General features: G+C 75.3%; 27 protein-coding genes and 1 riboswitch. Of the genes, 8 read left to right on the top strand and 19 right to left on the bottom strand.

Annotated elements, in window-relative coordinates; translation table 11 throughout:
- Positions 1–113: 113 nt before the first annotated feature.
- Positions 114–647: a MarR family winged helix-turn-helix transcriptional regulator gene (locus FHX36_RS18260; protein ID WP_110553678.1), complete on the top strand. Its 534-nt coding sequence runs from the start codon at positions 114–116 to the stop codon at positions 645–647.
- Positions 644–2,479, top strand: coding sequence for an MDR family MFS transporter (locus FHX36_RS18255; protein WP_246405510.1), 1,836 nt, complete (start codon positions 644–646; stop codon positions 2,477–2,479). The genes FHX36_RS18260 and FHX36_RS18255 overlap by 4 nt, the downstream gene beginning before the upstream one ends.
- Positions 2,480–2,580: 101 nt before the next feature.
- On the opposite strand, the gene FHX36_RS18250 is transcribed toward FHX36_RS18255, so the two are convergent.
- Entirely contained in the window at positions 2,581–3,756 is a 1,176-nt protein-coding gene (locus FHX36_RS18250) for a zinc-dependent alcohol dehydrogenase (RefSeq protein WP_110553241.1), read from the bottom strand.
- Entirely contained in the window at positions 3,753–4,223 is a 471-nt protein-coding gene (locus FHX36_RS18245) for a hypothetical protein (protein ID WP_110553240.1), read from the bottom strand. Before FHX36_RS18245 ends, FHX36_RS18250 begins: the two co-directional genes overlap by 4 nt.
- A gap of 149 nt (positions 4,224–4,372) precedes the next feature.
- Here FHX36_RS18245 and FHX36_RS18240 point away from each other — a divergent pair, with 149 nt between their 5' ends.
- Positions 4,373–6,181: an acyl-CoA dehydrogenase gene (locus FHX36_RS18240; protein WP_110553239.1), complete on the top strand. Its 1,809-nt coding sequence runs from the start codon at positions 4,373–4,375 to the stop codon at positions 6,179–6,181.
- An 86-nt stretch (positions 6,182–6,267) separates the two neighbouring features.
- On the opposite strand, the gene FHX36_RS18235 is transcribed toward FHX36_RS18240, so the two are convergent.
- Complete coding sequence (locus FHX36_RS18235; RefSeq protein ID WP_246407153.1) at positions 6,268–6,462, bottom strand: hypothetical protein; 195 nt, start codon at positions 6,460–6,462, stop codon at positions 6,268–6,270.
- A 332-nt stretch (positions 6,463–6,794) separates the two neighbouring features.
- Between FHX36_RS18235 and FHX36_RS18230 the strand changes: the two genes are divergently transcribed.
- Complete coding sequence (locus FHX36_RS18230; RefSeq protein WP_258372901.1) at positions 6,795–7,805, top strand: YihY/virulence factor BrkB family protein; 1,011 nt, start codon at positions 6,795–6,797, stop codon at positions 7,803–7,805.
- A 53-nt stretch (positions 7,806–7,858) separates the two neighbouring features.
- On the opposite strand, the gene FHX36_RS18225 is transcribed toward FHX36_RS18230, so the two are convergent.
- The 3 genes from FHX36_RS18225 to FHX36_RS18215 form a co-directional block, all read right to left on the bottom strand.
- Positions 7,859–8,608, bottom strand: coding sequence for an enoyl-CoA hydratase-related protein (locus tag FHX36_RS18225; protein WP_110553236.1), 750 nt, complete (start codon positions 8,606–8,608; stop codon positions 7,859–7,861).
- Between the two features lie 75 nt (positions 8,609–8,683).
- Positions 8,684–9,394: a hemerythrin domain-containing protein gene (locus FHX36_RS18220; RefSeq protein WP_110553235.1), complete on the bottom strand. Its 711-nt coding sequence runs from the start codon at positions 9,392–9,394 to the stop codon at positions 8,684–8,686.
- Between the two features lie 81 nt (positions 9,395–9,475).
- A complete protein-coding gene (locus FHX36_RS18215) occupies positions 9,476–9,922 on the bottom strand; it encodes a MarR family winged helix-turn-helix transcriptional regulator (protein ID WP_110553234.1) in 447 nt (148 codons plus the stop codon).
- Positions 9,923–9,986: 64 nt separating this feature from the next.
- Here FHX36_RS18215 and FHX36_RS18210 point away from each other — a divergent pair, with 64 nt between their 5' ends.
- On the top strand, positions 9,987–10,319 hold the full coding sequence (locus tag FHX36_RS18210) for an antibiotic biosynthesis monooxygenase (protein WP_110553233.1): 333 nt from the start codon (positions 9,987–9,989) through the stop codon (positions 10,317–10,319).
- Positions 10,320–10,328: 9 nt separating this feature from the next.
- On the opposite strand, the gene FHX36_RS18205 is transcribed toward FHX36_RS18210, so the two are convergent.
- The 6 genes from FHX36_RS18205 to FHX36_RS18180 form a co-directional block, all read right to left on the bottom strand.
- Positions 10,329–10,898 carry a thiamine phosphate synthase gene (locus FHX36_RS18205; RefSeq protein WP_183513980.1) on the bottom strand — a complete coding sequence of 190 codons (570 nt, stop codon included), beginning with the start codon at positions 10,896–10,898 and terminating at the stop codon, positions 10,329–10,331.
- Complete coding sequence (locus tag FHX36_RS18200) at positions 10,895–11,701, bottom strand: thiazole synthase (RefSeq protein ID WP_309147331.1); 807 nt, start codon at positions 11,699–11,701, stop codon at positions 10,895–10,897. Before FHX36_RS18200 ends, FHX36_RS18205 begins: the two co-directional genes overlap by 4 nt.
- Before the next feature lies 1 nt (position 11,702).
- A complete protein-coding gene (gene thiS, locus FHX36_RS18195; protein WP_221202957.1) occupies positions 11,703–11,909 on the bottom strand; it encodes a sulfur carrier protein ThiS in 207 nt (68 codons plus the stop codon).
- Positions 11,906–13,015, bottom strand: coding sequence for a glycine oxidase ThiO (thiO, locus tag FHX36_RS18190; RefSeq protein WP_110554291.1), 1,110 nt, complete (start codon positions 13,013–13,015; stop codon positions 11,906–11,908). The genes thiS and thiO overlap by 4 nt, the downstream gene beginning before the upstream one ends.
- A complete protein-coding gene (gene thiE / locus FHX36_RS18185; RefSeq protein ID WP_183513978.1) occupies positions 13,015–13,632 on the bottom strand; it encodes a thiamine phosphate synthase in 618 nt (205 codons plus the stop codon). The genes thiO and thiE overlap by 1 nt, the downstream gene beginning before the upstream one ends.
- On the bottom strand, positions 13,629–14,966 hold the full coding sequence (locus FHX36_RS18180; protein ID WP_110554389.1) for a purine-cytosine permease family protein: 1,338 nt from the start codon (positions 14,964–14,966) through the stop codon (positions 13,629–13,631). The genes thiE and FHX36_RS18180 overlap by 4 nt, the downstream gene beginning before the upstream one ends.
- Positions 14,958–15,068, bottom strand: a riboswitch (TPP riboswitch). (Overlaps the previous gene by 9 nt.)
- 46 nt (positions 15,069–15,114) lie before the next feature.
- Between FHX36_RS18180 and FHX36_RS18175 the strand changes: the two genes are divergently transcribed.
- Genes FHX36_RS18175 through FHX36_RS18165 form a run of 3 tightly spaced genes read left to right on the top strand, consistent with a single transcriptional unit; the run spans position 15,115 to position 18,030 of the window.
- Positions 15,115–15,711 carry a thiaminase II/PqqC family protein gene (locus tag FHX36_RS18175; RefSeq protein ID WP_183513976.1) on the top strand — a complete coding sequence of 199 codons (597 nt, stop codon included), beginning with the start codon at positions 15,115–15,117 and terminating at the stop codon, positions 15,709–15,711.
- Positions 15,708–16,328 carry a TenA family protein gene (locus tag FHX36_RS18170; RefSeq protein ID WP_110554375.1) on the top strand — a complete coding sequence of 207 codons (621 nt, stop codon included), beginning with the start codon at positions 15,708–15,710 and terminating at the stop codon, positions 16,326–16,328. Before FHX36_RS18175 ends, FHX36_RS18170 begins: the two co-directional genes overlap by 4 nt.
- A 34-nt stretch (positions 16,329–16,362) precedes the next feature.
- On the top strand, positions 16,363–18,030 hold the full coding sequence (locus tag FHX36_RS18165; protein ID WP_343056658.1) for a bifunctional 3'-5' exonuclease/DNA polymerase: 1,668 nt from the start codon (positions 16,363–16,365) through the stop codon (positions 18,028–18,030).
- Between the two features lie 13 nt (positions 18,031–18,043).
- Here the strand turns inward: FHX36_RS18165 and FHX36_RS18160 are convergent, their stop codons facing one another.
- From FHX36_RS18160 to FHX36_RS18130, 7 genes are all read right to left on the bottom strand, one after another.
- Positions 18,044–18,910 carry a hypothetical protein gene (locus tag FHX36_RS18160; protein WP_110553966.1) on the bottom strand — a complete coding sequence of 289 codons (867 nt, stop codon included), beginning with the start codon at positions 18,908–18,910 and terminating at the stop codon, positions 18,044–18,046.
- Positions 18,910–19,125, bottom strand: coding sequence for a hypothetical protein (locus FHX36_RS18155; protein ID WP_146251707.1), 216 nt, complete (start codon positions 19,123–19,125; stop codon positions 18,910–18,912). Before FHX36_RS18155 ends, FHX36_RS18160 begins: the two co-directional genes overlap by 1 nt.
- Positions 19,126–19,393: 268 nt before the next feature.
- Positions 19,394–19,567, bottom strand: a complete 174-nt coding sequence (locus FHX36_RS18150) for a hypothetical protein (protein WP_181428923.1) — start codon at positions 19,565–19,567, stop codon at positions 19,394–19,396.
- A 96-nt stretch (positions 19,568–19,663) separates the two neighbouring features.
- Positions 19,664–20,521, bottom strand: coding sequence for an ABC transporter permease (locus tag FHX36_RS18145; protein ID WP_110553963.1), 858 nt, complete (start codon positions 20,519–20,521; stop codon positions 19,664–19,666).
- Positions 20,518–21,522 carry an ABC transporter ATP-binding protein gene (locus tag FHX36_RS18140; protein ID WP_110553962.1) on the bottom strand — a complete coding sequence of 335 codons (1,005 nt, stop codon included), beginning with the start codon at positions 21,520–21,522 and terminating at the stop codon, positions 20,518–20,520. The genes FHX36_RS18145 and FHX36_RS18140 overlap by 4 nt, the downstream gene beginning before the upstream one ends.
- Before the next feature lies 1 nt (position 21,523).
- Entirely contained in the window at positions 21,524–22,612 is a 1,089-nt protein-coding gene (locus tag FHX36_RS18135; protein WP_183513974.1) for a hypothetical protein, read from the bottom strand.
- Positions 22,596–23,120, bottom strand: a complete 525-nt coding sequence (locus FHX36_RS18130) for a sigma-70 family RNA polymerase sigma factor (protein WP_258372733.1) — start codon at positions 23,118–23,120, stop codon at positions 22,596–22,598. Before FHX36_RS18130 ends, FHX36_RS18135 begins: the two co-directional genes overlap by 17 nt.
- Between the last annotated feature and the right edge of the window lie 152 nt (positions 23,121–23,272).

Here is a 23,272-nt window from a genome sequence, read left to right as displayed (position 1 = left end):
GACACGCACTCGTTGTGGTGTGCAACTCGTTGCATGCATCGCGCAACGGGTTGTACCGTGCACGTGTCTCTCCGGCGCACCGTCGCGCCCGCCGCCGACCCCGGAGCTCCCCCGTGACCGATCTCGCGCCACCCACCGACGGCCCGCGGGCCGACGGCGACGCGTCGCTCTCCGACCAGCTGGTCCAGCTGGTCCGGGTCATGCACGTGCTCAAGGCGCAGATGACCGGCACGGCAGGTCAGGGCCCCGACGAGAGAGAACGCGCCGCGCACGTGCTGCTGTTCCCGCTGACCCGGCTGGGTCCGCTGCGGCAGGGCGCCCTCGCCGAGCTGGTGCACGCCGACCCCTCCACGGTCAGCCGGCACGTCACGCTGCTGGTCGAGCGCGGGCTGGTGCGCCGGGTCGCCGACGAGCAGGACGGCCGGGCCAGCCGGCTGGTCGTCACCCCGGACGGCGAGCGCGAGGTGCAGAAGATGCGCCAGGAGCGGGACGGGCTGATCGCCCAGGCCACCACCGGCTGGTCGCCGGACGAGCTCGCCACCTTCACCCGCCAGCTGCACCGCTTCGTGCGGGACCTCACCGACCACGTCTCCCAGCTGGGCGCTGCCGCCGGCGGCGCCGTGCACCCTCCCGAGAAGGACCGATGACCCAGACCACCGACCGCGGGACCGGGGCCGAGCGTCGCGACGCCCGTGCCGCAGCCGCCGCGCCGGACGCCTCCGGGGCGTTCACCCACCGCCAGATCATGACGATCCTGGTCGGCCTGCTGCTCGGCATGTTCCTGGCGGCGCTGGACCAGACGGTGGTCTCCACCGCCATCCGCACGATCGCCGACGACCTGCAGGGCTACGACCTGCAGGCCTGGGCGACCACCTCGTTCCTGATCACCTCGACGATCGCCACCCCGCTCTACGGGAAGTTGAGCGACATGTACGGCCGGCGGGGGTTCTACCTCTTCGCCATCGCCGTGTTCGTCGTCGGCTCGATGCTCTGCGGGCTCGCCGACTCGATGTACCAGCTGGCCGCCTTCCGGGCGATCCAGGGCATCGGCGCCGGTGGCCTGATGTCGCTGGCCCTGGCGATCATCGCCGACATCGTCCCGCCGCGGGAGCGCTCGAAGTATCAGGGCTGGTTCATGGCCGTGTTCGGCACCTCCAGCGTGCTGGGCCCGGTGATCGGCGGGTTCCTCTCCGGCCAGTCCTCGATCCTGGGCATCACCGGCTGGCGGTGGATCTTCTACGTCAACGTGCCGCTGGGCATCCTGGCGTTCGCCGTCGTCTTCAAGGTGCTGCACCTGCCGCACACCAAGCGCGAGCACCGGATCGACTTCCCCGGCGCGCTGGCGCTGATCACCTTCCTGGTGCCGCTGCTCATCGTCGCCGAGCAGGGCCGCACCTGGGGCTGGAGCTCGACCGGCGCGCTGGTCTGCTACGCCCTCGCCGCGGTCGGCTTCGTGCTGTTCGTGCTGGCCGAGCGGGCCTACAAGGACGAGGCGCTGCTGCCGCTGCGGATGTTCAAGAACCGCACGTTCGCGGTGAGCAGCGTGGGCAGCATCGTGCTGGGCGCCGGCATGTTCGGCGGCATCCTGCTGCTGCCGCAGTACCTGCAGATCGTGCACGGCTCGAGCCCCACGGTCGCCGGCCTGCAGATGATCCCGCTGGTGCTGGGCATCATGACCGGCTCGGTCATCGCCGGTCAGACCACCGCCCGCACCGGCAAGTACAAGATCTTCCCGTTGGTCGGCACGGTGTTCATCGTGGCCGCGATGCTCGCGCTGTCCGTCGTCGTCGGCGCCGACACGTCGGTGTGGACCCTGGTGCCGTTCATGCTGCTCATGGGCCTGGGGCTGGGCTTCAACTTCCAGCCGGTCATCCTCGCCGTGCAGAACGCCGTCTCACCCCGGGAGATCGGCGTGGCCACCTCCTCGGTGACCTTCTTCCGGCAGATGGGCGGCACGCTGGGGACGGCGGTCTTCCTCTCGGTGCTGTTCAGCACGCTGCCGGGGCGGATCGACGACGCCTACACCGCGGCCCAGGCCGACCCGGCGTTCCAGCAGGCCGCCGCGGCGAACCCCGACCAGCTGGAGCAGCTGCAGGGGGCCGGCAGCGACCTCGGGGACACCTCGTTCGTGCAGTCGATCGACCAGGCCCTGGCCGCGCCGTTCAAGACCGGCTTCGCCGACTCGCTGGACCTGGTGTTCCTGATCGCCGCCTGCGTCGTCGCCGTCGGCTTCTTCGTGCTGGTCTTCCTGCCCCAGCTGGCCCTGCGGACCCAGTCCGGCATCCAGGCGGCGCAGGCCGGCGAGGACGAGGCGCCGGCCTCGCCCGCGGACTCCCCGGCCGACTCCCCCGCGGTGGCCTCCGCGCACGCCGCCGGGGCCGCGGCGCCGACCTCGGTGGAACCGCCGGTGGACGACGCCGACCGGACCGCCGAGACCCCGGACGGCGGACCGGGCGGGCGGCACTCGGCCCGCGACTGACGCTGCGTCTCAGCGCCGGTTGATCATGGGCGGATGGTCGCTCGCCACGCCGTCCGCCGGCGTGTCCCCGGCCAGCCGCCCATGATCAACCGGCAGGAGCGTCAGCTGCCCGGCTCGAAGACGGCGCGCACGCAGCCGTCCTCCTTGTCCTTGAACATCTGGTAGCCCTTGGCGGCCTGCTCCAGCGGCATCACGTGGGTCGCCAGGTGCTCGGTGGTCAGCTCGCCGCGGGCCATGTGCTCGAGGATCCGCGGCATGAACCGCTGGCCGTGCACCTGCGCCCCGCGCACCGTCAGGCCCTTGTTCATCATCGCGCCGAGCGGGAACTTGTCCACGGCGAGCGCGAACACCCCGAGGACGAACACGCTGCCCCCCTTCCGGCAGGCCATGATCGCCTCCCGGACGGCGGAGGGCCGGTCGGTCTGCAGCCGCAGCTGCTGCTTGACCTGGTCGTACACGCCGTGCGCGCCGGGGCTGTGGGCCTCCATGCCGACCGCCTCGATGCACACGTCGGGCCCGCGCCCGCCGGTCACCTCGCGCAGCTCGGCCAGCACGTCGGTGGTCGTGTAGTCGATGACCTCGGCTCCCACGTGCTCACGCACCTGGGCCAGCCGCTCGGGGAGCCGGTCGATGACGTACACCCGCTCTGCGCCCAGCAGCATCGCCGCGCGGGCCGCCATCTGCCCGACCCCGCCGGCGCCCCACACGGCGACGACGTCACCGGGCTTGGTGCCGGCGAGCTCGGCGCCCATCCACCCGGTGGACACCGCGTCGGAGGCGAACAGCGCGCGGGTGTCGCTGACCCCCTCGGGCACCACGAACGCGCCGACGTCGGCGTAGGGCACCCGGATGTACTCGGCGTGGCTGCCGGCGAAGCCGCCCACGGCGTGCGAGTAGCCGAAGCAGCCGCCGGGGCTCTGCCCCCACAGGCCCTCGGTGATGCCCGGGTTGGGGTTGCCGTTGTCGCACAGCGAGTACAGCTCCTGCGTGCAGTACCAGCAGTTGCCGCAGGCGATGAACGAGTTGACGACGACGCGCTCGCCGACCTTGCGGTCCCGGACGCCCTTGCCGACCTCGACCACCTCGCCCATGAACTCGTGGCCGAGCACGTCGCCGGCCCGCATGAACGGGATGTAGCCGCCGAGCAGGTGCAGGTCCGAGCCGCAGCTGGTGGTCTTGCGCACCTTGATGATCGCGTCGTGGTCGTTGAGCAGCGTCGGGTCGGGGACGGTCTCGACGGAGACCTCGTTGACGCCGGTCCAGGTCGCGGCTCTCACAGCACGCCCTCCTTCGGTGCGGCCTCGGTCATGCCTTCCAGCGCCGCGCCCTGCGGCGTCGGCTTCCGGTGGCCGTGCGGCTGGGGGTCGACCCGGAGCACCTCGCCCACCTCGACCAGCGCCTTCGCCTCGCGCAGCGCCGCGCGCAGCTCGCCGATCTCCTCCTCGGTGACCGGGCCGCGGAACCGGGCCGCCAGCTCGGCGCCCCGCTCGCCCGGGGCAGGCGTCACCCGGACCTCCAGCCGGTCGCCGAAGGCGGCCAGCGGTGCCGGGGTCGCCGCCTGGAGCTGCGCGGGGTCGGTGAGCACCGTGACGGCGCGCCACCGGCGGGCCGAGGTGCGGGGGTCGTCGGTCACCGACGACTGACCCACGCCGGGGAGGCGCAGGTGCTGCAGCTGCTCGAGCGCCTTGCCGCCGGCACCGCCGGCCAGCCCGGCTGCGCGGGAGACGATCTTCGGTAGGGGCATGCGTCCCCGCGTACCCCAGCGCACCGGCGGCGAACGTCGGGGTGCGCAGCGCTGAGCCGACCGGCGCCCACGTTGGTCGCCGAGCCCCACCGGCCGCGGACTCCCCCGCCTAGCCTGGACCCGACACCGCCGTCGACCGGAGGAACCCCGTGCGCCCGTCGCTGATCCTGTCCCCGCGCGACCTCGAGTTCCTGCTGCACGAGTGGCTGCAGGTCGAGACGCTCACCAAGCGGCCGCGGTACGCCGAGCACTCCCGGGAGACGTTCGACGCGGTGCTGGAGCTGGCCGAGCAGATCGCCACCGAGCACTTCGCGCCGCACAACCGCACGGCCGACGAGAACGAGCCGCACCTGGTCGACGGCAAGGTGGTGCTGATCCCCGAGGTCGCCGCCGCGCTGCAGGTCTTCGCCGAGGCCGGGATGAACGCCGCGATGCTGCCCGAGGAGCTCGGCGGCATGCAGCTGCCCGCAGTGGTGAACCAGGCGGTGCACGCCTGGTTCCAGGCCGCCAACATCGGGACGTCGGCGTACCCGTTCCTCACCATGGCCAACGCCAACCTGCTGGTCGCGCACGGCACGCCGGAGCAGGTGCAGACCTACGTGCCGCCGATGGCCGAGGGCCGCTGGTTCGGCACGATGGCGCTGTCCGAGCCGCAGGCCGGCTCGTCGCTGGCCGACATCACCACCCGCGCCGTCCCGCAGGACGACGGCAGCTACCGGCTCACCGGCAACAAGATGTGGATCTCCGGCGGCGACCACGAGCTGACCGAGAACATCGTCCACCTGGTGCTGGCCAAGGTCCCCGGCGGCCCGCCCGGCGTGAAGGGCATCTCGCTGTTCGTCGTCCCGAAGTTCCTGGTGGCCCCCGACGGCAGCCTGGGCGAGCGCAACGACGTCGTGCTGGCCGGGCTCAACCACAAGATGGGCTACCGCGGGACGACGAACACGCTGCTCAACTTCGGCGAGGGCGTGCACACTCCCGGCGGCCAGCCGGGCGCGGTCGGGTTCCTCGTCGGCGAGCTGCACCGCGGCCTGACCTACATGTTCCACATGATGAACGAGGCGCGGATCGGCGTCGGGATGGGCGCGACGGCGCTGGGCTACACGGGCTGGCTGCACGCCGTCGACTACGCCCGGACCCGCACCCAGGGCCGCCCGCTGGCCGGCAAGGCCGTGTCGTCCACGGGCGTGCAGAGCCCGCCGGTGCCGATCGTCGAGCACCCCGACGTGCGCCGGATGCTGCTGGCCGGCAAGTCCTACGTGGAGGGCGGCCTGGCGCTGGGCCTGTACTGCGCGCGGCTGGTCGACGAGGAGCGGACGGCGGACACCGCGGAGGAGCGCGCGCGGGCGCACCTGCTGCTGGAGACCCTCACCCCGATCGCGAAGAGCTGGCCCTCGCAGTGGTGCCTGGCCGCCGACGACCTGGCCATCCAGGTGCACGGCGGCTACGGCTACACCCGCGACTACCCGGTCGAGCAGTTCTACCGGGACAACCGGCTCAACCCGATCCACGAGGGCACGCACGGCATCCAGGCGCTGGACCTGCTGGGGCGCAAGGTCGTCGCGGACGGCGGCGCGGGGCTCGCCCTGCTGGGCGAGACGATCGCGGCGACCACCGCGCGGGCGGCCGACACCGAGTGGGCCGACCTGGCCGCCACGCTGGAGGACCTGGTGCAGCGGCTGGGCACGGTGACCGCCGCGCTGTGGGCGGCAGGCGACCCGGAGTCCGCCCTGGCCAACGCCACGGTGTACCTGGAGGCGGCCGGCCACGTCGTCGTCGGCTGGCTGTGGCTCGAGCAGGCGCTGGCCACCGAGGGCCGGGACGGCGACTTCCACGCCGGCAAGCGGCAGGCGGCGCGCTACTTCCAGCGCTGGGAGCTGCCCAAGGTCGGGCCGCAGTTGGCGCTGCTGGCGTCGCTGGACGACACGGTGCTGCAGACGCGCAGCGACTGGCTGTAACCGGCGACACCCCGGACGTGCGACGACGGCGGCCCTCCGAGGAGGACCGCCGTCGTCGTCAGGTCAGCTGCGCTGCGCTGCGGGGGTCAGAGGACCGCGGTCGCCGTCGCGGTCGCGCGGGTCGCCTCCGGGGCGCTGCCCCGGGACCGGGACGCCGAGGCGGCCCGCTTCTCGGCCTCGTACCGCGCGGTGGACGAGGTGCCCATCGCGATCACCAGGGCCGTCAGCACCAGGAAACCGAGCAGGGTCACGGCCGGCCACATCACCATCTGTCGCTCCACGTTGCTTCTCGGGGTCCGCCGTGGGAAGCCGGCGGCTCTCGTCAGAGCCATTCCTGCCCGGCCGCACCCGCGGTCAATCCTCCACCGAGGATGAACTCGGGTGAACAGTGTGTGACGGTCGTCGCGTTCGGCCGTGGAGACGCGCGGGGACCCGTGGCGTTGCCGCACGGTTCACCGCGCGTCCTCCGGGCGGGAACGGGCCGTTACCGGAATGCCGCCGGGGCGAGGCGTGGACGCGGGCCGCCCGGGGAACCCACCCGGCTGACCACACCGCGCCACACCCACGGAGGCCCCGCATGGCCGGAGCAAGTGCACGCGCCCCCCACGAGGGCGTGAGCGGCGGCACCTCGGGCGACCGGGAGCCCAACGCCGGCGACCCCGCCCCGCAGGACGACAACGTCAGCGGCACGCGCGCCGACTACGCGCCCGTCGGCGCCGACCCGAAGCCCACCACCGGGGGCACGATCAAGCGCACGCTCAAGGAGTTCAGCGAGGACGGGCTGACCGACTGGGCCGCCACGCTGACCTACTACGGCGTCCTGGCGCTGTTCCCGGCGCTGACCGCGCTGCTGTCGATCGTCGGGCTGCTGACCAACCCGCAGCAGCTGACCGACGCGATCACCGCGGTCGTGCCGGCCCAGGCCGCCGACACGCTGAACCCGGTCATCGAGCAGATCGCCGGCAGCTCCGGCGCGGCCAGCCTGGGGCTGATCATCGGCATCGCGGCCGCCGTCTGGTCGGCGTCGGGCTACGTCGGCGCCTTCACCCGGGCGGCCAACATCGTCTACGAGACGCCCGAGGGCCGGAAGATCTGGAAGCTCAAGCCGCTCCAGCTGCTGATCACCCTGGTCGGCATCCTGTTCGCCGCGCTGATCCTGGCGATGCTGGTGCTGAGCGGCCCGGTCGTCGACGCCATCGGCCAGTCCATCGGCCTGGGCGACACCGTGCTCACCGTCTGGGACTGGGCCAAGTGGCCGGTGATGCTGGTCCTGCTGGCGCTGATGATCGCCGTCCTCTACTACTCCACCCCGAACGTGAAGCTGCGCGGCTTCAAGTTCGTCAGCCCCGGTGCGGGTGTCGCCATCCTGGTGGCGGTCGTCGCGTCGGCCGCCTTCGCCTTCTACGTCGCCAACTTCGGCAGCTACAACAAGACGTACGGCGCGCTGGCCGGTGTGGTGATCTTCCTGATCTGGTTCTGGCTGATCAACCTCGCGCTGCTGTTCGGCATCGAGCTCGACGCCGAGATCGAGCGCACCAAGGAGCTGAAGGACGGCGTGCCGAGGGCGGACAAGGAGATCCAGCTCGACGCCCGCGCCACCCCGAAGGACAAGCAGACGACCTGACCCGGTCGACCGACGACGGGCCCGGCTCCTCCTGGAGCCGGGCCCGTCGTGCGTCAGTCGGCGGACCGGCGCATGGACCACATCTGCGCGGGCCGCTCGAACTGGGTGGCGATCTCCCAGCTCACCCCGGGCGGGCCGGTCTCCTTGCGGAGGTTGGCCACCGTGAGCCGGGCCAGCTCCGGGTCCCGCGCCACCCGGCCGGCGAGCTCGAGCGCCCGGTCCTCGACGGCGGCGTCGTCGACGGTCTCCCAGGCCAGCCCCAGCCGCACCGCGGCCTCGCCGTCCAGCTCCTCGCCGAACAGCACCATCGCGGCCGCAGCCTCCCGGCCGACCAGCCGGGACAGCAGCACCATGTGCCCGCCGCCGGGGTGCATGCCGCGCTTGAAGAACCCGGCGAGCAGCCGGGCGTCCCGGGCGACGATCCTCAGGTCGGCGGCGAGCAGCATGTTCATCCCCGCCCCGACCGCCGAGCCGCGGACGGCGGCGATCGTCGGCGCCTTCACCTGGCCCAGCCGGTAGAACGAGTCGTAGATGGCGCCCATGCCGGCGTAGGCATCCGGTGCCGCCGGGTCCCGGCCCGCCTCGGTCAGGGTCTGCACGTCACCGCCGGCGCAGAACGACTTCCCGACCCCGCGGACGACGAGGGCACCGACGTCGTCCCGGGCGTCGACCTCGTCGAGGGTGCCGATCAGCTCGGTGGCCATCGCCGGGGTCAGCGCGTTGCGCCGCTCCGGTGCGTTCAGGGTGACCACGGCGACGCCGCCGTCCACCTCGAGCAGGACCTCGCTAGAGCTGCCGGACATGCGACTCCCTCGCGTCGGCGGCCGGCGGCGGTGCCGGCCGTGTGCCCGCGATCAGACCACGGCCGGCCGGGCTGCTCAGCGGCTGGTCGGCCGCCCGTCGTCACCGCGCCGGGCCAGCGGCACCCGCTCCACCCAGCCGGCGACCGCCGCCAGCCCCCGGCTGACCACCTCACCGGCCGGGGCGAGCCGGGCCGGGCCGTGCTGCACCCCGGCGTCGACCAGGTCCCGCGACCGGTCGAGCAGGCTCAGCGGGAGCCCCGAGACGGCGTTGCCCGGCGGACGGCGGGAGACCGTCGGGTGCGGGCGGGTCGGGGAGACCCGCCGGGCGACCTCCCACTGCAGGCCGAGCCGGCGCAGGGCCTTGGCGTCCAGCGCCTCCTGGAGCCGGGGGAAGAGCACGTCCTCCTCGTCCCGCACGTCCTCGCGCAGCACCTGGACCAGCCGCTCCAGCCGCTCCGCCCGGCGGGGGTCGCCGTGGGCCAGCGTCTCCAGCTCGGCGACCAGCTCGTTGACCTCCTGGTGCTCCTCCTCGACCTGCCCGGTGAGCGCGTCACCGTCGGGCAGCACCCGGCGGATCACCGGCCAGAGCACGGTCTCCTCGGCGAAGGCGTGGCTGAAGACCAGCCGGTCGATCTTCCGCAGCACCCGCTCCTGCGCGGTGCCGGTGCTGCCGTCGAGCTCGTGCAGCAGCCGGTCGAGCTCGACGTGGTCGTTGCGCTGGCGGACGAGGACGCTGGTCGGGCCGCCGAGCTCCTCGACGGTCTGGTCGGCGATCGAACGGGGCATCGTCGGGCTCCTGGTGCGTGGTGCGGGTGTCCACGGCTCGGACACCGCACTCCCCTGCCCCGGACCGGTCCGTCCCATGCCTCAGCCGGTCGGGGGCTCGTGCAGCGCGCCGAGCAGCCGGCGGAGCACGCCCCGCGCCTGGTCCAGCTCGGCCCGACCGACCCCCGCCCGGCGGAGCAGCTCCCCGCGGTCGGCGTCGGACCGGCGCACCAGCCGGTCCAGGGTGGCGGCGCCCTCCCCGGTGAGCCCGACGAGCGGAGCCCGGACGTGGTCGGGGTTCGTCCGGAGCTCCAGCTGCCCCGCGGCGACCAGGTCGTCGACGACGCGCTGCACGCTCTGCCGGGTCAGCCCGAGCCGGCGTGCCGCGCTCGCCACCGTGCGCGGCCCGTCGGAGACGACGCTCAGCACGTGCCACCGGGCCGCGGAGTGACCCACCTCCCGGGCCATCGCCTCACTGGTGCGCCGCGACTCACCGGCGAGCTCGTAGACGTCCGCGATGAGCAACCGGTAGCCGAGCAGGTCGTCCATGGTTGACAGCATACTGTCGAATGGACACGATGCTGTCACATCGACCCGAGGTGAGGAGCCGGCGATGATCCTGCGGTTGTGGCGCGGCTGGACCGACCCCGACCGGACGGCGGCCTACGAGGAGCTGCTGACCGGCCGGATCGCGCCGGGCATCCTGGCGCGCGGTGTCCCGGGGCTGCACGACCTCACCGTGCTGCGCCGGGCCGCGGTCGACCAGGACCCGCACCCGGGCACCGAGTTCCTCACCGCGATGACCTTCACCGACCTGGCCGCGGTGGCCGCGTTCACCGGGGGCGACCCGAGGGCCTCCGTCGTCCCGCCCCCGGCCCGGGCGCTGCTGAGCCGGTTCGACGAGCACTCCCGGCACTACACGACCGTGCAGCGCTTCGGCGGCTGAGCGGGGGCCTCAGCCGAGGGCGTCGAGGTAGGCCGCGACCAGCGCGGGGTCGCGCATCACCGGCCCCATCACCGCGACGCCGTACGCGCCGGCGGCACGGCAGGCCGCGACGTCGTCCGGCGCCACCCCGCCCAGGGCGAAGGTGCGCAGGCCCGGCCGGATCAGCGCGGCCAGCCCCGCGGGCCCCAGCGCCGGGCCGTACCCGGGCTTGGACGACGTCGGGAAGACCGGCGAGAGCATCACCCAGTCGCAGCCCTCCGCCTCCGCCTGCTCCAGCTCGGCGGCGGAGTGGCACGAGCGGCCGACCAGCCCGGGCCGCGGCGCGGGGACGGGGTCGGCCGCGGCCAGGTGCACGGCGGGGGCAGCGGCCGCCCCGGCCCGCACCAGCAGCCCGTGCACCGGGGCCAGCACGGCGGCGAGGTCGGCGGCCAGCGCGTCCCGCTCGGGCTCGGGCAGGTCCTTCTCCCGCAGCACGACCGCCCGCGCGCCGGCGTCCACCGCCGCCGCCACCGTCTCGAGCAACGGGCCGGTCGCCTGGGTGCGGTCGGTGAGCACCAGCAGGCGCGGCAGACCGGTCACAGGTCGGGCAGCCCCGCCATGCTGGTGGAGGCCTCGGCGTGCCAGCGGCGCGGGATCCGGCCCGCGCCCCGGGCCAGCCGGCCGGCCTCGACCGCCTGCCGCATCGCCAGCGCCATCTGCACCGGCTCCCGGGACCGGGTCACCGCCGAGGCCAGCAGCACCGCGTCGCAGCCCAGCTCCATCGCCAGCGCCGCGTCCGAGGCGGTGCCGATGCCGGCGTCCAGCACCACCGGCACGTCCACCTCCTCGCGCAGCAGGGCGATGTTGTACGGGTTGCGGATGCCCAGCCCGCTGCCGATCGGCGAGCCCAGCGGCATGACCGCGGCGCAGCCGACGTCGGCCAGCCGCCGGCCCAGGATCGGGTCGTCGTTGGTGTAGGCCAGCACGGTGAACCCGTCGGCGACCAGCTGCTCGGCGGCGTCCACCAGCTCGACGGCGTCCGGGAGCAGCGTGCGGTCGTCACCGACGACCTCCAGCTTGATCCACTCGGTCTCGAAGGCCTCGCGGGACAGCTGCGCGGTGACGACCGCCTCCCGGGCGGTCCGGCAGCCGGCGGTGTTCGGCAGCAGCCGGACCCCGCAGCGGGCGAGCACGTCCATCATCGCGCTGCCGGCCGCGGCCTCGACCCGGCGGAGGGCCACGGTGACCAGCTGGGTGCCGGAGGTCCGGACGACGGAGTCCAGCACCTCCAGGCTGGGCAGCCCGCCGGTGCCCAGGATCAGCCGGGAGGTGAAGGTCTCGCCGCCGACGGTGAACGGGTCGGCGGCCTCCTCCTGCTCGAGTGCGGGGACCAGTTCCGTCACATCAACCTCCTGCGGTGGGGGCGAGCACCTCGAGGCGGTCGCCGGTGGAGAGCTCGGTCGCGGCCCAGCGGCTGCGCGGCACGACGTCGCCGTTGAGCGCGACGGCGACGCGGTCGTGCCCGCTGCTGCGGTCGGCGACGAGGACCGCGACGGTCGCGCCGTCGGCCACGTCGGTCGGGGACCCGTTGACGGTCACCTGGATGCTCATCGGCGCGCGAACCTCTCGGCGGTGAAGGGGGCGGCGAGCTCGGGCAGCTCGCCGGTGGCCAGCAGCTCGGCGATCGCGTCGGCGGTCACCGGGGTCAGGAGCACGCCGTTGCGGTGGTGGCCGGTGGCCAGGACCAGCCCGGGCAGGCTGCTCGGGCCCAGCAGCGGCGCGTTGTCGGCGGTGCCGGGCCGCCAGCGGGCGAGGGTCTCGACCAGCTCCAGCTCGGTGACGCCGGGGACGACCTCGATCGCGTCGTGCAGCAGGTCGTGCACGCCGCCGGCGGTGACGGTGGCGTCGAAGCCGCGGTCCTCGACGGTGGCACCGACGATCAGCCCACCCTCGCCGTGGGGCACCAGGTACACGTGCCGGCCGCGGACCAGCGCGCGCACGGTGCCCGACAGCAGCCCGGCCGCACCGGCCAACCGCAGGATCTGGCCCTTGACCGGCCGGACCGGCAGCGGCGGGGCACCGGGCAGCCCCGCGCTGTGCGCGCCGAGGGCCAGCACCACCGTGCCGGCGGGGACGGCGCCACCGCCGGCGAGCTCCAGCCCGGTGGCCCGGCCCCCGGCCACCTGCACGGCGGCGACCCGGTCGGTGACGAGGTGCACGCCGGCGGCCCGCGCCGCGGCCAGCAGCGCGACGTGCAGCGCCCGGCCGTCGACCGAGTGGTCGCCGGCCACGGCCAGCCCCCCGCGCAGCCGCGGGGTCAGCGACGGCTCGCGCTGCCGGGTGGCCCGCGGGGTCAGCCGCTCGGCGTCCAGGCCCAGCTCGAGCTGGTAGGCCAGCAGCGCGTCCAGCGCCGCGACGTCGTCGGCGTCGAAGCCGACGACCAGGGTGCCGGCGGTGCGCAGCCCGACCGGCAGACCGCTGGCGGCCTCGAGCTCGGCGGCGAACGCCGGGTAGCGCGCCAGCGAGGACTGGCAGAGCCGGAGCAGCGCCTCCTCGCCGTAGCTCGCCTCGGTGACCGGGGCGAGCATCCCGGCCGCGGCGGCCGAGGCACCGGTGCCCGGGGCGTCGTCGACGACGGTCACCGACAGCCCGCGCTGCGCCGCCCGCCAGGCCACGGCCAGGCCGATCAGCCCACCCCCGGCGATCGCGACGTCCATCAGCCCAGCGCCCGCAGCAGCTCGGTCGTGGCGGCCCCGGGGTCGGCGGCGCCGGAGACCGCCCCGACGACGGCGACGCCGGCGGCGCCCGCCGCCAGCAGCTCGGCGACCCGGGCGGCGGTCACCCCGCCGATGGCGATCACCGGGACGTCGACGGCCTCGGCGACCGCGCGGATGCCGGCCGGGCCGAGCGCGTCGGGGAGCCCGGTCTTGGTCCGGGTGGGATACGCCGGGCCGACGCCGAGGTAGTCCGCCCCCTCGGCGACCAGCCGCCGGGCCAGCACCGGCTCCCGCGCCGTCCCGCCGAGCAGGTGGCCGGGGCCGGCCACCCGCCGGGCCGCGACCAGCGGCAGGTCGCCGGCGCCCAGGTGCGTGCCGTGCGCCCCGACCGCGAGCGCGACGTCGACCCGGTCGTTGACCAGGCACGTCGTCCCGGTCGGTGCGCACAGCTCGACGACGGCGCGGGCGAAGTCGTGCAGCTCCCGGTCGGTGCAGCCCTTGGCCCGCACCTGCACCACCGGCGCACCCGCAGCGACCGCGGCGGCGACGGCGTCCAGGGCCGGCTGCCCGCCGCGGGCGTCGGTGAGGACGTGCAGCCGGCCGAGCGGCGCCGTCATGCGGGCCGGCGGGAGCGCCGGGCCCCGGGCAGCACGAGCAGGGCGGTGAGCACCCCGGCGACGGCCAGGCTGACCAGCGACGCCGACCAGCCGTTGGCCGGGTCGATGCCCAGGTCGCCCTGGCGGGCGCTCCACCACGTCGTCCAGCCCGCACCGACGCCGGAGAAGTACGTGGGCAGCGTCAGCTGGTAGGCGACGAAGCCGGCGAGCCACGGCAGCAGCAGGAGCAGCCGGCCCGGTGCGGTGTCCGAGGTGTCCCAGCGGCCCTGCGGCAGCAGCCAGTAGGCGACGACGAAGACGCCCACCAGCGGCACGAACACCGCGCCGATGAGGAACAGGAAGGGCTCGTAGGCGGCGATGTCGAAGGTCAGCGCCAGCAGCGTGGCGACCGTGCCGACGACGAGCGCGAGCACCCGGCGGTCCCAGCGGGCGACGACGTTCTGCGCCGACACCGCCGTCGAGTACAGGTTCGCGAACGCCTCGTCCAGCTCGACGGTGATCAGCACCAGCACCGCGAGGGCGCCCAGCGGCACGGCCAGCAGCGCGTCGACGACGTCCAGGCCGGCGCTGCCGTAGGCCGCCAGCGCCAGCACGCCCAGGGTGAACATCACGAAGGTGGCGATGCCGTAGCCGACCGTGGCCCCGGTGAAGGCGCCCCGGGCCGAGCGGGCGTGCCGGGTGTAGTCGGCGGCGAGCGGGAACCAGGAGATCGGCAGCGCGATGACGATGTCCGCCGCCGTCCAGAACGACGTCCCGGCGCCCCCGGTGAGCGGCGGCAGCGGCTCGCGGAGCACCTGGACGTACAAGTAGACGATCGCGGCCAGCGCGGCCCAGACGGCGTAGCGCGACAGCACCCGGACCACGCCGAGCGGGCGCAGCGCCATGGCGGTGGCCAGCACCCCGGCGGCCAGCACGAACGGCCAGCGCGGCGCGTCGAGGACCCGGGAGGCCGCCTCGGCGATGATGACGATCTCGAAGGTGGCCCAGCCGACGCACTGCACCAGGTTGAACGCGGTGGGCAGGTAGGACGCCCGCCGGCCGAGCAGCCCGCGCAGCAGGACCATCGCCGGCACGCCCTCGCGGGCCCCGGCCGCCGCGCCCGCGCCCAGCAGCACCGCGCCGATGACGGCGCCGACGGCGACCGCGCCGAGGGTCACCGCGAGCGGCCGGTCGGGCAGGACGACGAAGACGGCCGCGACCGGCAGCAGCAGGCTGATGCCCAGGTTGCCGAACAGGCCCAGCTGGTCGCGGGTGCCCAGGGTGCGGGCCGGCGGTTCGCCGAGGGTGAGCGGGGCGTCGCCCGCGGGCGTGCGGACGGACTCTGACGTGCTCATGGCAGTGCTCCCTACGCCGGCATTACCCGGTCAGGTTCCAGCGGTCGGCGGCGTGTCAGCCGCCCTCTCAGCCCGGTCCTCCGAGCTCCCGCACATGGCCTCGAGCCATGACGTCGCCCACCCTAGGCCCTCTCGTAGAGTCCGGCGCGTGCCGGTCGCCGAGCTGCTCCAGCGCCACGCCGACGCCTGGCGCGGCGCCACTGCCCACCCGTTCCTCGCCGCGGTGCGCGACGGTGCGGTGCCGCGCGCGGCGTTCGACACCTGGCTGGTGCAGGACGCGCGCTTCGTCGCCGACCTGCTGCGCTTCCAGGCCCGGCTGCTCGCCCGCGCCCCGCGCCCGGCCCAGGCGGTGCTCGCCGGCGGGCTGGTCGCGCTGGTCGAGGAGCTGGCCTGGTTCGAGGAGCAGGCCGCCGTCCGCGCGCTCGACCTCTCGGCCCCGGCGCTGCCGGCCACCGCCGCCTACGCCGCGCTGCTGGAGCGCCTCGACGCCGCCGACGTCCCGACCGCGCTGCAGGCGCTGTGGACGATCGAGCGCACCTACCTGGACGCCTGGTCCGCGGCGCTGCCCGGGGCCCCGGAGTACCGGGAGTTCGTCGAGCACTGGACCGTGCCGGGCTTCGCCGGCTACGTCGCCGGGCTGGCGCAGGCGGCCGACGCCGTGGGCGGCCCGGTGGACGACGCGGTCTTCATCGAGCTGGTCGCCGCCGAGACCGCGTTCTGGGACATGGCGATGGGGGCGGCATGAGCACCTCGGCCGCCCTGTGGGCGGAGAACGCCGACCTGGCCCAGGCAGCGCTGGCCCATCCTTTCGTCACCGCGCTGGCCGACGGCTCGCTGCCGCGCGAGCGGTTCGCCGGCTACGTCGCCCAGGACGCCTTCTTCCTGGAGGCCTTCGCCCGGGCCTACGCCCTCGGGGCTGCGCACAGCACCGACCGGGCCGGGCTGGACGCCTTCGCCGACCTGCTCGCCGGGGTGCGCGAGGAGCTGCGACTGCACGGCTCCTACGCCGCGCGCTGGGACATCGACCTCGGCCGGGTCGAGCCGCTGCCGGCCACGCTCGCCTACACCGACTTCCTGCTGGCCACCGCCTTCCGCGGCGACACCGCGCTGACCTGCGCGGCGATGGTGCCGTGCATGCGGCTGTACGCCTTCCTCGGGCAGTCGCTCGGGCCGGAGGCGGCCGGCGCCGGCGACTACGCCGAGTGGATCACCACCTACGCCGACCCGGCGTTCGAGGAGCTGGCCGGCACCCTGGAGGAACTGCTCGACGCCGCCCCGGCGCACCAGGAGCTGCACCGGGCCTACCGGCGGGCGATGCAGCTGGAGGTCGGCTTCTTCGACGCGGCGTGGTCCGGCCGCTGACCGGACCGTCGGACCCCCGGGCGACACTGCCGTCGTGACGGTCCCGGAGGCCCCGGCGGTGCGGGTGCTGCTCACCCGCCGCCCCGGCGACGCCGTCGAGGTGCGCGAGCTCGCCGACGGCGCGGTGCGGACGCTGCCGGCCGACGAGCTGCCCGCGTTCGTCCGCGACCGGGAGGCCGAGCGGCCGCGGTGGGTCTGGGACGACACCACCCGCTGGTACCCGGCCCTGCTGGACGCCGGGGTCCGGGTCGAGCGCTGCGTCGACCTGCGGCTCTGCCACGCCGTGCTCCGCCGGTCGCCGTTCGTCGACCAGGCCGTGCTGCGCGGGCCGGACGCCGAGGGGTGGCGGGCGCTGGAGCCGGTGGTGCCCGGCGACCCGGCGCTGTTCCCGCTGGCCGACCCCGCCGACCGGCTCGACCCGGCCGCCGAGCACGACCGCCAGCAGGCGGCCCTGGCCGCGTCGGCCCAGCGCGGGCGGCTCGGGCTGCTGCTGGCCGCCGAGTGCTCCGGCGCGCTGGTGGCCGCCGAGATGACCCACGCCGGGCTGCCCTGGCGCGCCGACGTGCACGACCGGCTGCTCACCGAGCTGCTCGGCCCCCGGCCGGCGCCGGGTCAGCGGCCGGCGGTGCTCGAGCAGCTGCTGGCCGAGATCCGCGCGGCGCTGCGGGTGCCCGACCTGAACCCCGACTCCCCCACCGGGCTGCTGCGCGCGCTGCAGGCGGCGGGCCTGCCGGTCCCCGACACCCGCTCGTGGACCCTCGAGCAGCTCGACCACCCGTGCGTCCCACCGCTGCTGGAGTACAAGAAGCTCTCCCGACTGCTGCAGGCCAACGGCTGGAACTGGCTGGACACCTGGGCGCGCGACGGCCGGTTCCGGTCGTACTTCGTGCCGGGCGGGGTGGTCACCGGGCGGTGGGCGTCCAACGGCGGCGGCGCGCTGTCGGTGCCGCTGCAGGTGCGGCCGGCGGCGGTCGCCGACGAGGGCTGGCGGTTCGTGGTGGCCGACGTCGCCCAGCTGGAGCCGCGGGTGCTGGCCGGGATGAGCGGCGACGCGGCGATGGCCGAGGCGGCCCGGGCGTCCGACCTCTACCAGGGCATGGTCGACAGCGGCGCGGTCGCGACCCGGGCCGAGGCCAAGGTCGGGATGCTCGGCGCGATGTACGGCGGCACCCGCGGCGAGAGCGGCCGGATGATGCCGCGGCTCACCCGCCGCTACCCGCGGGCGATCGGCCTGGTCGAGGAGGCCGCCCGCGCCGGGGAGCGCGGCGAGGTGGTGCACACGCTGCTCGGCCGCGGGTCGCCGGTGCCGACCGGCGAGTGGGCCGAGCAGGGGGTCGACCTCGGCGAGCCCGCCGACCCGGGCGGCTCGCGCGAGGACCGCGACCGGCACCGCCGCGCCTGGGGCCGCTTCACCCGCAACTTCGTCGTCCAGGGCACCGGCGCGGAGTGGGCGCTGTGCTGGCTCGCCGATCTCCGCAACCGGCTGTGGCGGCTGGGCTCCGGGGCCCTCGCCGAGCGCCCGCATCTGGTCTTCTTCCTGCACGACGAGGTGCTCGTGCACACCCCGGCCGAGCTGGCCGACGCGGTCAGCGACGAGGTGCGCCGGGCCGCCGCCGAGGCCGGTCGGCTGCTGTTCGGCGGCTTCCCGGTCGACTTCCCGCTGGACGTCGCCGTCGTCGGGTCCTGGGCCGACGCCGGCTGACGTCAGCGGGCCGTCACCACCACCGCTCGGCGGCGGTGACCAGCGAGCAGCCGGACTCCCCCAGCGACTCGGCGTCGAAGCCCAACTGGCGCAGGCAGTCGGTGATCGCACCGTTCATCGTCTGCTGCACGGCCGCGTCGGTCTCCGCACCCCGCACCTGCTCCCGGCTCATCCGGTCGTGCTGGTGCCAGCTGACCAGCACCCCGCCCCGGCTCGGCTCCGGCGTCAGGCAGACGCCGCCGGACACGCCGTCACCCGCGCAGTCGTGCAGCGGAAGCCCCGCCTCGACCAGCGCGGCGGCGACCTCGACCACCAGGGTCACCAGCTCGTCCTCGTCGGCCAGCGGCCCGTCCCAGTCCTCGGGCAGCCGGTCGAGCTGCTCACCGAGCTCGGCCAGCCAGGCCTGCTCCTGCGGCGACTGCCGGCGCACCAGCCGGCCGTCGAGCCGCAGCACGCCGTACACGGGGCGACCCGCCTCGGCCGAGCCACCGGCCAGGGCGGCCCAGTCGGCCTCCATCCGGTCGTGGAAGGGACCGTCCACGACGCGCTCGATCGCGCCGCTCGCGTCCTCCTGGACCAGCCACCACGCGGGCGGTGTCAGCGGCTCGGCGACCCGCTTGCCGGCGGGGTGCGCCGCGGCGCCGAGCAGCTCGGGCGCGATCTCCTCGACGGCGGCCCCGCCACCGGCCACCGGCCGGGCCACCGTGGCCGCCCCGACCAGGACCGGCTCCGCGGCCGCCGGCACCGCTGCCTGCTGGCGCTGCCCCTGCACCTGGTTGCGTTCGAACTCGTAGCGCGCGGTCGAGCTCTGCGCGAGAGCCACGACCAGCGCGGCCAGCACGACGAACCCGAGGACCGCGACCACCGGCCAGACCAGCATCACCGCGACACCCCCGGGGCGCCCCAGCGGGCGGCGCGGCGGGAGGAGTCCTGCGCCCAGCCGAGCAGCCGGACGCCGGATGCGCGGAGGGACTCGCGCGGCGACAGCTCGCCGTCCGGGGGCGGGGCGAAGAGGTCGAGCAGCTCGGCCAGGTCCAGTTCCTCGGCGACGGGGACGGATCGTGGGCGGGGTGCCAGGTCGAGAGGGGAGTTCACGCGGGTCTCCTCGGTGCTGTCCGTCACGGCGGGGGAAGTACCGCGACACGACGAAAGGTAGGGCCCGCAGGGGCTCCGACGGCGCGCTGCGACACCGCCGTCCGGGGCCCGTCACCCAATCGTTGTGCGAACCCCTCCGGCGGTCGATGACCCGCCTCCGGGCAGCCGCCTTGTCGACATCAGCACCACCGCGACCTGGGCTTTTGCCCTCATCGGCCCGTGGAGCGGCGCTGGGGCGCGCGGTCGCCGCGGCCCGTGGCGCGTCGGGTCAGGGCAGCGGGCGGTGGTAACCGCGGACGTCGGCGGCCGGCGCCGGGTCGACCCAGCGGAACCCGTCGCAGCGGCAGCCGACCCCGGTCGACGCGCCCGTCGTGCAGGCCGGCTGGTGCGCGCGGTAGCCGTGCCCGCAGCGGTGGCACCTGACCGCCTCGACGGAGGTCATCGCGGCGCCTCCCTCCGGGTCGACCGGCAGCCCCCGTGGCACCGTCGGCCACAGCCTGGCCCACGGCACCCGCCGGTGCCAGCCCACCCCGCGCGCTCAGAGGTCCTTGCGCGCGAAGGAGGCCGCGGCCAGGCCCCAGACCATCGCCACCCAGACGGCGGCCCAGGTGAGGTAGGCCGCCGTCAGCGGCGCCTCGCTCAGGAACGGGAAGCCCTCGAACGCCGGGCCGAGCTGGGTGAGCGCGCCCGGGTCCTGGAAGGCGTGCATGGCCCCGCGCCACAGCCCGTCGGTGGGCAGCACCATCCGCGACACGGTGCCGACCCGGGCGACGCCCTCGTTGCCCAGCGCCCCGCCCACACCCCCGACGACCCCGGCGATCCAGGTGGCCCCGAACAGGCCGACGGCGACCACACCCGAGGCCATCGGCGAGATGACCGTCGACAGCAGCAGCCCCAGGGTCAGCAGCACCACGGTCTGCGCGGCGAGCAGCGCCAGCGCAGCGGCCGGCTGCGGCGGCCAGTAGTCGACCACCGCGAGGACGACGAGGCACTGGGCCAGGCCGGCCAGCACGACGAACCCGCTGCCGAACGCCACCAGCCCCAGCCACTTGCCCAGCAGCACCGTCGACCGGCGGACCGGGCGGGCCAGCACGGACAGCGAGATGCCGGACTCGATCTCGCCGGACAGCGTCGGCCCGGCGAGGAAGGCGGTGCCCAGCGCGGCGATGAGGCTGAGGCCGAACATCACCAGGTTGAGCACCTGCGAGGCCACCAGCCGGGCCTGGCCGCTGGTCAGCTCGCCGATGTCGGACTCGGCGGCCAGCCGGGAGAACCCCCAGCCGCTGAGCACGAGCAGCACCAGGGTGAGCCCGGCCAGCGCCCACAGCACCCGGCGGCGGGACGCCTCGCGCAGGGTCAGCGCGGCGATGGTGAGCACCGTGCGGGCGGTCGTCACCGCGTGGCCCCCTGCTCCGCGTCGTCGTGACCGGCCCGGAGGATGCCCAGCAGGCGCTCCTCCAGGCTGATCCGGGCGGGCTCGACCGCGTGCACCCGGGCGCCGAGGGCGACCAGGTCGCGCACCAGGTCGGGGACGGCCGTCCCGGAGTCCTCGGCCAGCGCCACGGTGAACCACTCGCCCTCGCGGTGCACGCTGCCGGAGGCGGCCAGCCGCTCCTCGGTGCCGGGGGTGAGGTCGGTCAGGTGCAGGTGCACCTCGCGCTGGCCGAGCAGCTCCTCCAGCGTGCCGGAGGCGGCGACCCGGCCGCGGTCGAGGATCACCACCCGGTCGCAGACCCGCTCGACCTCGCCGATCAGGTGCGAGTTGAGCAGCACCGCCACGCCGCGCTCGCGCAGCGCCAGCACGATGTCGCGGACGTCGACCCGGCCGAGGGGGTCCAGGGCGCTGGTCGGCTCGTCCAGCACCACGAGCTCGGGCCGGGCCACCAGCGCGACGGCGAGGCCGAGCCGCTGCTGCATGCCCTTGGAGAAGCCGCCGACCCGGTCCTGCTCGCGGGCGGCCAGCCCGACCAGGTCGAGGACCTCCCGCTGCTCGGCGACCGGGACGGCGAGCCCGGCCAGCCGGACGTGCAGCGCGAGCACCTCGCCGGCGGTCAGCCAGGGCTGGTAGCGGAAGAGCTCGGGGAGGTAGCCGACCCGGGCCCGGGACGCGGGGTCGCTCGACGGGCGGCCGAGCAGCATCACCTCGCCGGCGTCCGGGCGGACCAGCCCGAGCAGCATCTTGATCACGGTGGTCTTGCCGGCGCCGTTGGGTCCGAGCAGGCCGACGACCTGGCCGCGGCCGACCTCGAGCGAGACGTCGTGCACCGCCGTCCGCTTGCCGTACCGCTTGCGCAGCCCGGTGCACCAGGCGGCGGGTGTCGGGGGCAGACCGGCCACCAGGTCCGCCGCAGCGCGCACGGCGGACCCGGTGCCGACCTCGGGGGCGTCGGTGCTCACGTCAGTCGAGGTCCCGGGCGATCGAGAGCACCTCGTCGGTGTCGAGCGGGCCGGCGACGGCGGTCAGCACGCCGTCGTCCACCCAGACCACGGCGGCCAGCGAGCGGTCCCGGGTCTCCAGCACCGTGGCGGGCACCCCGTCGACGTCGGCCGTCGAGCTCTCGACCTGGTCGGCGGGCACCGGCAGCGGCAGGGTCGAGCCGTCGGCGGTGAAGGTGCGCAGCTGGGCGGCGACGTCCTCGGGGAGGCCGGGCAGCGACAGCAGGTAGTCGCGGACCGTCTCGAACGGCAGGCCGGAGGAGTACGCCGTCGGGGCGACCGCGCGGCCCACGACCAGCGCGGGGATGCCGGTCTCCGGCTGGGTCCAGACGGCGACGACGCCCGGCCCGGCGTCCAGGCGCACCTGGCTCCCGTCGAGCCCCGGCGGGGGCGGCGGCAGCGTCTCCCCCGCCTCCGCGGCGGCCTGGGCGGCGCGGTCGGCGGAGAAGGTGAACGTGGCGCTCAGCTGGCTGCCCACCTGGTAGGTCGGCTCACCGCTGACGCCCTGCGGCAGGGTGCCGACCTCGGGCACGTCCAGCCCGGACGCCGCGGCTGCGGCGTCCGCGTCGGCGACCTCGCGCGGGTCGCCGTCCCCGGTCACCACGACGTCACCGTAGGCGGTGAGGTCGGGCAGGCCGACGAGGTCGGCGGTGTCGAAGCTGACCGCGGCGACCTGCTCGGTGCGGAAGATCGGCAGCCAGTCGTTGGCGGCCGCGGTGCCCGCACCGGCCAGGACGACGGCGAACGCCGCGGCGGCCACGGCGGGGCGGCGGAGCAGCTCCCGGCCGCGGCGGGCCCGGCGGGGCACCGGGGCGGCGACCGGCGCCGGTGCCGTGGCGCGGGCGGCGGTGGAGAGGCGCTGCCAGGCGGCGTCGACGTCCGGGCGGACCGAGGTGGTCAGCGCGGCGCCGACGAGGGTGGCGTCCTCGCGGGCGGCGGCCAGCGCGGTGAGGCACTGCTGGCAGGTGGCGACGTGCTGGCGGTCGGGGTCGGCGACACCGGCCGGCTCGTCGATGAGGCGGCGGAGCACGCCCTCAGTCGGATGACGCATTGCGGTCCAGCTCCTTGCGCAGGGCGGATTCGGCGCGGCGGACGGTGGTGCCGACGCTTCCGGGGGACAGATCGAGGGCTGCGGCGACCTCGGCGTAGCTGAGGCCGCTGTGCCGCAGCACGAGGGCGACGGCCTGCTTGTGGGGCAGCTGGGCGAGCGCGGCGCGCACCCGGCTGCGTTCCTCGTTGGTGACGACGGCGTCGGCGACGTCGGGGACGACGACGTCCTCGGCCAGCGCGGCGACCTCCTCGCGCGACGAGCGGCGGCGCCCGGAGCGGAGCAGGTTGAGCGCGGTGTGGGCGGCGGCGACCGAGAGCCAGCCGGGGGCCTCCGCGGCCGGGACGGAGGAGTGCCCGAAGGAGAGGAAGACCTCCTGGGCGACGTCCTCGGCCTGGTCGCGGGAGCCGAGGACGCGGGCGGCGACCCCGACGACCTGCGCGTAGTCGCGGCGGAACACGTCGGCCAGGTCCGGGCGGACGGCGCCGGGGGCCGAACGCGACACGGTCACGCGCTTCGCCCTCCCGCCCCGCCCCTCCGCGGTGCCGGCCACCACAGCAGGGGACATCAGGACGGCCGCCGGTGCCGCTCGTCCGTTCCTGACCAGGTCCATGTCTCTACAGCACCGCCGAGCCCGCAGATGTGACACGAGGCCCCGCGGGT

This window comes from Modestobacter versicolor (assembly GCF_014195485.1).
GTDB lineage: Bacteria > Actinomycetota > Actinomycetes > Mycobacteriales > Geodermatophilaceae > Modestobacter > Modestobacter versicolor.
The sequence above is the reverse complement of the archived record's forward strand: the minus strand, read 5'-3'. Positions and strand labels throughout refer to the sequence as shown.

Bases quoted from the DNA above. Each gene is read 5' to 3' on its own strand.
- thiE (WP_183513978.1), bottom strand. From the start codon at position 13,632: ATGACGGCGCCGCTCGGCCGGCTGCACGTCCTCACCGACGCCCGCGGC.
- thiO (WP_110554291.1), bottom strand. From the start codon at position 13,015: ATGGACGTCGCGATCGCCGGGGGTGGGCTGATCGGCCTGGCCGTGGCC.
- FHX36_RS18245 (WP_110553240.1), bottom strand. From the start codon at position 4,223: ATGCCCCTACCGAAGATCGTCTCCCGCGCAGCCGGGCTGGCCGGCGGT.
- FHX36_RS18225 (WP_110553236.1), bottom strand. From the start codon at position 8,608: ATGTCCGGCAGCTCTAGCGAGGTCCTGCTCGAGGTGGACGGCGGCGTC.
- FHX36_RS18215 (WP_110553234.1), bottom strand. From the start codon at position 9,922: ATGGACGACCTGCTCGGCTACCGGTTGCTCATCGCGGACGTCTACGAG.
- FHX36_RS18180 (WP_110554389.1), bottom strand. From the start codon at position 14,966: ATGAGCACGTCAGAGTCCGTCCGCACGCCCGCGGGCGACGCCCCGCTC.
- FHX36_RS18210 (WP_110553233.1), top strand. From the start codon at position 9,987: ATGATCCTGCGGTTGTGGCGCGGCTGGACCGACCCCGACCGGACGGCG.
- thiS (WP_221202957.1), bottom strand. From the start codon at position 11,909: ATGAGCATCCAGGTGACCGTCAACGGGTCCCCGACCGACGTGGCCGAC.
- FHX36_RS18220 (WP_110553235.1), bottom strand. From the start codon at position 9,394: ATGCCCCGTTCGATCGCCGACCAGACCGTCGAGGAGCTCGGCGGCCCG.
- FHX36_RS18255 (WP_246405510.1), top strand. From the start codon at position 644: ATGACCCAGACCACCGACCGCGGGACCGGGGCCGAGCGTCGCGACGCC.
- FHX36_RS18170 (WP_110554375.1), top strand. From the start codon at position 15,708: ATGAGCACCTCGGCCGCCCTGTGGGCGGAGAACGCCGACCTGGCCCAG.
- FHX36_RS18150 (WP_181428923.1), bottom strand. From the start codon at position 19,567: ATGACCTCCGTCGAGGCGGTCAGGTGCCACCGCTGCGGGCACGGCTAC.
- FHX36_RS18135 (WP_183513974.1), bottom strand. From the start codon at position 22,612: ATGCGTCATCCGACTGAGGGCGTGCTCCGCCGCCTCATCGACGAGCCG.
- FHX36_RS18160 (WP_110553966.1), bottom strand. From the start codon at position 18,910: ATGCTGGTCTGGCCGGTGGTCGCGGTCCTCGGGTTCGTCGTGCTGGCC.